The organism is Clostridium sp. DL1XJH146 (genome assembly GCF_054819755.1).
This window is the reverse complement of record NZ_JBTVVN010000099.1, coordinates 1-995: the sequence shown is the minus strand read 5'-3', so window position 1 is coordinate 995 and position 995 is coordinate 1. Positions and strand designations below refer to the sequence as shown.

Genomic DNA, 995 nt, shown 5'->3' with positions numbered 1-995 from the left:
CATACTCACGTCCTCATGAATATGTCCTAAGAACAAATATAAATATCTTCAGTTTTCTCTAGTTCTCATTTTGAACTATAAAGGATTTCTTGACGGTTGAATCTCAAACATATTCTATTTTAGCAATGATTTTTCGCTTTCCAATAAATTTCTTTCACGCTTTAATTCCTTTTTCAATTCTTCCTCTGTAGGCAAATAAGGAAGATATTTAGCTGAAAAAAGTTGCTTGCTTTCTTCTAAAACTGAATATTTCACAACAGTTTCATTTCTCTCCGACGATAGAATAATACCTATTGTAGGATTGTCTGAATCTGTTTTTATTTCTTTCTCAAAATACCTAACATAAAAATCCATTTGTCCAATATCTTGATGACTAAGCTTACCAACTTTTAAATCAATAAGGATAAAGCATTTTAAGATGTAATTATAAAAAACCAAATCTACATAAAAATGATCTCCATCAGCAGTTATTCTTTTCTGCCTTGCTACAAAAGAAAAACCCTTGCCAAGTTCTAAAAGAAATTTCTGTAGATTGTCCATCAGAGCTTTTTCTACTTCAATTTCTGTAAAATCTCTATAATCATTTAATCCCATAAATTCAAGTACAAATGGATCTTTAATGATATCTTCTGCTTGGATACCCTTTTCTAACTGATTAATTTCATTTCGTACAATCTGTTTGTTCTGACTTGCGAGAATCCTCTGGTAATAAAAAGTATTAATTTGTCTCTCCAATTGACGAGTGCTCCAATTACCTTCAATGCATTCTTCTATATTAAAATTTCTAACTTCTTCATTTTCTATCTTCAATAACAATCGATAATGCGTCCAGCTCAATTGGTCACGCAGTGCGTGACTATTTGGAAATGCAAGGTAAAACTGACGCATATACTTTAAGTTTGTCACTGTAAATCCTTTTCCAAACTCAGCTTTCAGCTGACTTGAAAGACTTTTTATTAAATAATCGCCATATTCAGCACGTTCATTGCCGTCTT

Annotated in this window: 1 protein-coding gene; it reads right to left on the bottom strand. The window is 31.5% G+C overall.

Annotated features, from left to right (window positions below; translation table 11 throughout):
- Nucleotides 1–114: 114 nt before the first annotated feature.
- Nucleotides 115–995 (bottom strand): PDDEXK nuclease domain-containing protein (locus ACVHXK_RS18650; protein ID WP_461207914.1); only part of this gene is annotated, 881 nt, incomplete at its 5' end.